This is a genomic window from Rhodopseudomonas sp. BR0C11 (genome assembly GCF_010820945.1).
In the GTDB taxonomy this organism is placed as follows: Bacteria; Pseudomonadota; Alphaproteobacteria; order Rhizobiales; family Xanthobacteraceae; genus Rhodopseudomonas; species Rhodopseudomonas palustris_H.
Genome location: NZ_QTKI01000230.1, coordinates 1 through 7,645 on the forward strand (window position 1 = coordinate 1; position 7,645 = coordinate 7,645).

Annotated in this window: 7 protein-coding genes and 1 pseudogene; 6 read left to right on the top strand and 2 right to left on the bottom strand. The window is 65.4% G+C overall.

Annotated features, from left to right (window positions below):
• On the top strand, nucleotides 1–1,177 hold a 1,177-nt coding region (locus tag DYI24_RS16945; protein WP_164573133.1), incomplete at its 5' end, for an amidase.
• Nucleotides 1,170–1,856, top strand: a complete 687-nt coding sequence (locus DYI24_RS16950) for a DUF2848 domain-containing protein (protein ID WP_164573134.1) — start codon at nucleotides 1,170–1,172, stop codon at nucleotides 1,854–1,856. The genes DYI24_RS16945 and DYI24_RS16950, both read left to right, overlap by 8 nt.
• A gap of 173 nt (nucleotides 1,857–2,029) precedes the next feature.
• Here DYI24_RS16950 and DYI24_RS16955 read toward each other — a convergent pair whose 3' ends face one another.
• On the bottom strand, nucleotides 2,030–2,479 hold the full coding sequence (locus DYI24_RS16955; protein ID WP_164573135.1) for a PaaI family thioesterase: 450 nt from the start codon (nucleotides 2,477–2,479) through the stop codon (nucleotides 2,030–2,032).
• A 386-nt stretch (nucleotides 2,480–2,865) separates the two neighbouring features.
• A complete protein-coding gene (gene pobA, locus DYI24_RS16960; protein WP_164573136.1) occupies nucleotides 2,866–4,038 on the bottom strand; it encodes a 4-hydroxybenzoate 3-monooxygenase in 1,173 nt (390 codons plus the stop codon).
• Nucleotides 4,039–4,206: 168 nt separating this feature from the next.
• Here pobA and DYI24_RS16965 point away from each other — a divergent pair, with 168 nt between their 5' ends.
• The 4 genes and pseudogenes from DYI24_RS16965 to DYI24_RS16980 form a co-directional block, all read left to right on the top strand.
• Entirely contained in the window at nucleotides 4,207–5,217 is a 1,011-nt protein-coding gene (locus DYI24_RS16965) for a TRAP transporter substrate-binding protein (protein ID WP_164573137.1), read from the top strand.
• Nucleotides 5,218–5,442: 225 nt separating this feature from the next.
• On the top strand, nucleotides 5,443–5,937 hold the full coding sequence (locus DYI24_RS16970) for a TRAP transporter small permease (RefSeq protein ID WP_041810326.1): 495 nt from the start codon (nucleotides 5,443–5,445) through the stop codon (nucleotides 5,935–5,937).
• A gap of 6 nt (nucleotides 5,938–5,943) precedes the next feature.
• Entirely contained in the window at nucleotides 5,944–7,233 is a 1,290-nt protein-coding gene (locus DYI24_RS16975; protein WP_502706351.1) for a TRAP transporter large permease, read from the top strand.
• Between the two features lie 61 nt (nucleotides 7,234–7,294).
• Nucleotides 7,295–7,576 (top strand): annotated as a pseudogene (locus tag DYI24_RS16980) (DUF3237 domain-containing protein); the annotation flags it as partial.
• Between the last annotated feature and the right edge of the window lie 69 nt (nucleotides 7,577–7,645).

Consider the following 7,645-nt stretch of genomic DNA (forward strand, 5'->3'; position numbering starts at 1 on the left):
GGACAAGCGGCGCGCCGCCAAGGCGGCGCCGTCACCGTTCGCCGGCATTCCGATCTCGATCAAGGATCTGTTCGACATCAAGGGCCAGGTGACCCGCGCCGGCTCGCGCGCGCTCGACGACAATCCGCCCGCCGACAGCGACGCGCCCGCGGTGGCGCGGCTGCGGCGCGCCGGCTTCGTGGTGATCGGCCGCAGCAACATGACCGAGTTCGCCTATTCGGGAATCGGCATCAACCCGCATTACGGCACGCCGAAAACCGCCTATCGCCGCGACGTCGGCCACGTGCCGGGCGGCTCGTCATCCGGCGCCGCGGTCTCGGTGGCGGACGGCATGGCGCATGCCGGGCTCGGCACCGACACTGGTGGCTCGTGCCGCATCCCCGCGGCGTTCAACGGCATCGTCGGCTACAAGCCGTCGCAATACCGCGTGCCGCGGGACGGCGCGGTGCCGCTGTCGTTCTCGCTCGACAGCATCGGGCCCCTGGCGCGCAGTGTCGAATGCTGCGCCACGCTCGATGCGATCCTTGCCGACCAACCGGTCGGGCCGCTGATCGCGCGCCCGCTGAAAGGCATGCGGATCGCGGTGCCGACCACGGTTGCGCTCGACGATCTCGATGCCGCGGTCACCGCTGCGTTCGACCGCGCGCTGAAGACGCTGTCGAGCCACGGCGCGATCATCGAAAAGATCGAGGTGCCGGAATTCGCCGAGGTCGCGCCTCTTGGCGCCAAGGGCGGTTTTGCCGCTGCCGAGAGCTATGCCTGGCACCGCTATCTGATCGTGGCGCAGGGCGACGTTTACGATCCGCGGGTGCGCGAGCGCATCCTGCGCGGCGAGACCCAGAGCGCCGCCGACTACGTCGATCTCGTCAATGCGCGCAAATCGCTGATCGCGCGCGCCTCGGCGCGGCTCGCGCCCTACGATGCGGTGGCGATGCCGACCACCGCGATCGCGGCGCCGACCATCGCCGAACTTGCCGACGATAAGGAGTTCACCAAGGCCAATCTGCTGACGCTGCGGAATTGCACACTGATCAACATGGTCGACGGCTGCGCGATCTCGCTGCCGTGCCATCGGGACGGCGAGCCGCCGATCGGGCTGATGCTGGCGGGCGTCAATGGCACCGACCGCGAGATCTTCGAAGTCGCGGCCGGCATGGAGGCGGTGATCCGTGGTTGATCTTGCCTTCACGCTCGACGCTGCCGGCAGCCGTACCGAACTGACGTTGCCGATTACGACGGCGGTGATCGCCGGCTGGACCGGGCGCGATCCGGTGGCGCGCGACCACCACATTGCCGAACTCGAAGCGCTCGGCATCGCGCGGCCGGCGTCGACGCCGATCTACTACCGCGTCGCCGCGACGCGGCTCACTACCGCGCCGGCGATCGAAGTGTCCGGTGGCGATTCGTCCGGCGAGGTCGAGTTCGTGCTGATCGGCCATCAGGGCCGCATCCTCGTCGGCGTCGGCTCGGATCACACCGACCGCAAGGTCGAGGCCTATGGCGTCACCGTGTCGAAGCAGATGTGCGACAAGCCGGTGGCGCCGGAGCTGTGGGAGTTCGGCGAGGTCCAGGCACATTGGGATCGCATCGTGCTGCGTTCCTACGCCACGATCGGCGGGACGCGCGTGCTGTACCAGGAGGGCACGCTCGATGCGATGCTGCCGGCGCGCGAGCTGATCGCCCGCGGTTTTGGCGGCGCGAGCCTGCCCGATGGCTGCGCGCTATTCGGCGGCACCTTCGCCGCCAAGGGCGGCATCCGCCCGGCCTCGCGTTTCGAGTTCGAGATCGACGATCCTGTGCTCGGCCGTGTCATCCGCCATGGCTATGACGTGGTGGAGCTGCCGATACTGGGGTGAGCAAGGCGCAAGCGCGCCATCATTACTGATCGTCATTCCGGGGCGCGCGCGAGGCGCGTGAACCCAGAATCCCGAGGTTGTGACGAAGGCTGGCGGCGCAGAACAGCTCGGGGTTCCGGGTTCGCGCTCCGCGCCCCCGGAACGACGGTGCTAGACGGCCATGAGCCGCTAACTCACTCCTTCGCCGTCACCACGCTGAACGTGCCGTTGGCGCGGGCGCAGCGGGTGCCGTCGGCTGTGACGAAACAATGCGCGACGCACAGCTTGGCGCCGACCTTGATCACCTCCGGCTCGATCTGCAGCCATTGGCCGATCTTGGCGGGACCGATGAAGTCGATGGCCAGCGACGACGTCAACAGCCGCGCGCCGCCGCCGAGTTTGAGGCCGCAGCTATAGCCCATCGCGTTGTCGGCCAGCGTTGTAATCAGCCCGCCATGGGCGAGGCCGCGCGAATTGGTGTGGCACTCGCGAATCCGCAGGCCGAGCATTACCTCATCCGCCGTGGTCTTGGCGTAGAGCGGCTCCCACGGCGCGGTGAGCGGGCTCGAACGGCTGTGGCGCACGAAGCCGTCAGGAATGACGTCAGTCGCGGGGATGGGGGTCTGATCCGATTCGGTCGTCATGCGCGTCGCTCGCCTCGCTGCATCGACCACCTTTAGACCGCACCGCAGCATCATCGGCAACGCCGACAAAGTTTGAAGCGCGGTTTGAGAGGGTGTTTCTGAAACGGGGCGACGTGACTCCATGCTCCGTCATTCCGGGGCGCGAGCGGAGCTCGCGAACCCGGAATCTCGACGTTATTTGCAGGCTGTGCGCCACAGCTCGAGATTCCGGATTCGCGCCTGATGGCGCGCCCCGGAATGACAAGCTGTGGTTGTCATTCCTAGGAGCAAAGCGACGAAGCAATCCAACTCAGCGGAGGGAGCTTATGGTTTGCTTCGCGGGGCCTGTCATCGGGCGGCGTTCCGCGCCGACCCGGTGGCTCGCAATGGCGGCTTCCTGAGAGAGCTCAATACGGCAGGCCGACGTAGTTCTCCGCCAGCGAGGTGATCGCGGCCTTGGAGTTGACCAGGTAGTCCAGTTCGGCGGTCTGGATGCGCTGGGAGAAGGCGTCGCTGTCGGGGAAGCGGTGGAGCTGCGAGGTCATCCACCAGGAGAACCGCTCGGCCTTCCACACCCGGCGCAGCGCGTTGGCCGAATAGGCATCGATGCCGGCCTGCGACTTCTCGGCGTAGTATTCACGCATGGCACGCGACAGGTAGTACACGTCGCTGGCGGCGAGGTTGAGGCCCTTGGCGCCGGTCGGCGGCACGATATGGGCGGCGTCGCCGGCGAGGAACAGCCGGCCGAACCGCATCGGCTCGGCGACGAACGAGCGCAGCGGCGCGATGCTCTTTTCGATCGACGGACCGGTGACCAGCTTGCCGGCGGTCTCCGGATCGAGCCGGCTCTTCAGCTCGTCCCAGAACCGGTCGTCGCTCCAGTCGGCGACGTCGTCGGTGAGCGGGCACTGCACGTAATAGCGGCTGCGGTGCATCGAGCGCATCGAGCACAGCGCAAAACCGCGGTCGTGGTTGACGTAGATCAGCTCGGGCGACACCGGCGGGGTGTCGGACAGCAATCCGAGCCAGCCGAACGGATACACCCGCTCGAACGATTGCACTGCGCTGGCCGGCACGCTCTGCCGGCTGATGCCGTGGAAGCCGTCGCAGCCGGCGATGAAATCGCACACGATCTCGCGCGTGGTGCCGTCCTTGACGTAGCGCACCTTGGGATGGGCGCCTTCGAAGTCGTGCAGGCTGACGTCGGCGGCATCGTAGATCGTGGTGAGGCCGGCGGCATTGCGCGCTTCCATCAGGTCGCGGGTGACCTCGGTCTGGCCATACACGGTGACGCTCTTGCCGCCGGTCGCGCCTTTCAGATCGATGTGATGCCGCTTGCCGGCGAATGCGATCTCGAAGCCATCGTGCACCAGCGCTTCCTGATGCAAGCGGGCGGAGACGCCGGCCTCGTCGAGCAGATCGACCATGCCTTGCTCGAGCACGCCGGCACGAATCCGCGACAGCACGTAGTCCGGATCCTTGCGTTCCACGATGACGGCGTCGATGCCGTATTTGTGCAGCAGCTGGCCGAGCAGCAGTCCGGACGGACCCGCGCCGATAATGGCCACTTGTGTCCGCATGGTCGTTCCCCCGATGATGTTGTCGCCTCGTTACGGGACCGTCACGAAGCCGTCTAGCCGCCGTCCGGTGTCTAGCAGCTATTACGCGGCCGTCACTTGCAATGATGGTTATAACCTATAACAATGCGGCCCAAAGGCCGATTGAAGCCGACCAAGGGAGAGAGCTCGATGAGGAAGACTCTGCTCGCGCTGCTGCTTGCCGCCAGCGTGACGCCCGCGCTTGCGCAGGACAAAACCGTCAACTGGAAAGTCTCGCTGTGGGTGCCGCCGGCGCATCCGCTGGTGCCGGCGACCAAGGCGTGGGCCGAGGACATTCAGAAAGCCTCCGGCGGCAGCATCCGGATGACCGTGTTCCCCTCCGAGCAGCTCGGCAAGGCATTCGACCATTACGACATGGCGCGCGACGGCATCGCCGACGTCACCTACGTCAATCCCGGCTATCAGCCTGGCCGCTTCCCGATCGTCTCCGCCGGCCAGCTTCCGTTCGTGTTCAAGGACGGCAAGAAGGGCACGCTGGCGCTGAACGAGTGGTACCACAAATACGCCCCGACCGAGATGAAGGACACCAAGCTGTGCTTCGCCTTCATCCATGATCCGGGCGCGCTGCACGGCAAGAAGAAGGTGCTGCTGCCGTCCGACATGAGCGGCCTGAAGGTGCGGCCGGCGCAATCGACCATCGGCGAAATGGTCAAGCTGTTCGGCGGCACCAATGTGCAGGCCTCGGCGCCGGAATCGCGCGACGCGCTGGAGCGCGGCGTCGCTGACGAGATCACCTTCCCGTGGGGCTCGGTGTTCCTGTTCGGCATCGACAAGGTCGTCAAGTATCACATGGACGTGCCGCTCTACACCACGGTGTTCACCTACAACATCGGGCTGAAGGCCTATAACGCGCTGTCGGACGCGCAGAAGAAGATCATCGACGATCACTGCACGCCGGAATGGGCCTCCAAGGTCACCGACCCCTGGACTGATTTCGAGGCCAATGGCCGCGTCAAGATGAAGGCGCTGCAGGACCACGAGGTCTATCCGCTGACAGATGCGCAGCTGGCCGAATGGAAGAAGGCGACCAAGCCGCTGCGCGACAGCTGGGCCGAGCAGGTCAAGAAGTCCGGCGGCAATCCCGCCGCGGTCGAAGCCGATCTGCAGAACGCGCTGAAGAAGTACGACGCGGGGTTGTGAGCCTCTCCGTGTCATTCCGGGATGCGTGCATCGCGCGCAGACCCGGAATCTCGCGGTCGCACGATCGAGATTCCGGGTTCGCTCGCTGCGCGAGCGCCCCGGAATGACTTTCATTGTGATTGAAGCAATACCAACGATCGAGCTCCGATGAGTTCTCCTCCCGACGACAAGCTCCGCGACCGGCTGCCTGGCGCCCTGACGACGCGGCGCTTCTCCAAGAACGGCATGGACCGCTTCATCGACGCGATCGAATGGATTGCAGCGTTCTTCGTCGGCATCGTCGCGCTGAACACATTTCTCGCCGTGTTCATGCGCAAGTTCTTTTCTGTGACGATCCCGGACTACTACAATTTCGGTCAGTTCATGCTCGGCGTGCTGATCTTCTGGGGCATCGCCGCCACTTCCTACCGCGGCTCGCACATCACCGTCGATCTGGTATGGGCGGCGGCATCGCCGCGCTGGCAGCGGATCATCGACATCTTCGCCACGCTGGTCCTGCTGTTCGTCGTCAGCGTGCAGACCTACACGCTGTTCGACAAGGTGGTGACCACCAAGGCCGACCACATCGTCACCATGGACCTGCAGATCCCGATCTGGCCGTTCTATCTGGTGTCGTGGATCGGCGACGTCTCCGCCGTGCTGCTGATCGCGATTCGAACCTTCCGGCTGATCTTCCATCCGGAGCAGATGCGCGAAGTGCGCATGAAGCCGGTGGAGTAGCTAGCGATGCTGACCAACGAGACCGTGGCCGCGATCGGCTTCGTCAGCCTATTCGTCCTGATGCTGCTGCGCGTGCCGGTCGGCATGGCGATGGGCCTCGTCGGCGTCACCGGCTTCGGCTATCTCACCGGCTTCGAGCCGGCGCTGAAGCTGGTCGGCCAGACCACAATGCGCACCGTCACCGACTATTCGTTCCTGCTGATGGGCGCGTTCGTGTCGGCGTCGGGCATCAGCCGCGAGCTGTTCCGCGCCGGCAACACCATCGTCGGCCACTGGAAGGGCGGGCTCGGCATCGCCACCATCGCGGCCTGCGGCGGCTTCGCGGCGATCTCCGGCTCGTCGGTCGCGACCGCGGCGACCTTCTCGGCGGTGGCCTATCCCGAGATGCGGCGGTTCGGCTATCCGCAGTCGTTCTCGACCGGCGTGATCGCGGTCGGCGGCACGCTCGGCGCGATGCTGCCGCCGTCGACCGTGCTGGCGGTTTACGGCATCATCACCCAGCAGGACATCGGCAAGCTGTTCATCGCCGGCATCCTGCCGGGCCTGCTGGCGATCGTGATGCACATGATCACGATCTGGATCATCGGCGTGGCGCGGCCGGGCTTCCTGCCGGCGGGGCCGAAGAGTTCGTGGGGCGACCGCCTCGCGGCGTTTCGCGACGTGTGGTCGCCGCTGCTGCTGTTCTTGTTCGTGATCGGCGGACTGTATGGCGGCTTCTTCATTCCGACCGAGGCGGGCGCGGTGGGGGCGGTCGGCGCGTTCCTGATCGGCATCCTGCGCGGCAAGCTCGACCGCGAGGGCATCCTGCAGTCGCTGCTGCAGGCGACCCGCACCGCTGCCGCGGTGTTCACCGTGCTGATCGGCGCGCTGTGCTTCGGCTACTTCCTCACCATCACCCAAACGCCGCAATACGTCACCGAATTCCTCACCGGGCTCGGCATCGGACCTTACGGCGTGCTGGCGCTGATCTTGCTGATGTATCTGGTGCTCGGCTGCCTGATGGATGCGATGGCGATGGTGATCCTGACCGTGCCGATCGTGTTTCCGGTGGTCACGGCACTCGGCTTCGATCCGATCTGGTTCGGCATCATCATCGTGATGACGGTCGAGCTCGGCCTGATCCACCCGCCGGTTGGTATGAACGTGTTCGTGATCAAGAGTGTGATCAAGGACGTCAGCATGTCCACGGTATTCGCCGGCGTGCTGCCGTTCGTCGTTACCGATTTGATCCGGCTGGTGATCCTGATCGCGTTCCCGATCATCGCGCTGTGGCTGCCGATGCGGATGATCGGGTAGTTCGAAAACCTCGTCATGGCCGGGCTCGTCCCGGGCATGACGACCACCGTGGATGTATGCGATGACGCCGACACTCGAAACTCGCTACGCCTTCACCATCACGGCGCGGATCGGCGAGGTGACGTCTGCCGGCGAGATCGGCAGCGGCGTGCGCCGGATCATTCCGATTCTCGGCGGCGAGGTCAAAGGCGAGGGGATCAGCGGCCAAGTGCTGCCGTTCGGCGCCGATTTCCAGATCATCCGGCCGAACGAACTGATCGAGCTGGAAGCCAAATATGCGTTCGAGACCGATGACGGCGCGGTGGTCTATGTCGAAAACATCGGCATCCGGTTCGGGCCGGTCTCGAATCGCGGCCGGGTGCGGAAATAGATCAGCTTGGGGTCGACCGGCTCGCCCCGCTTCAGCTTCTGC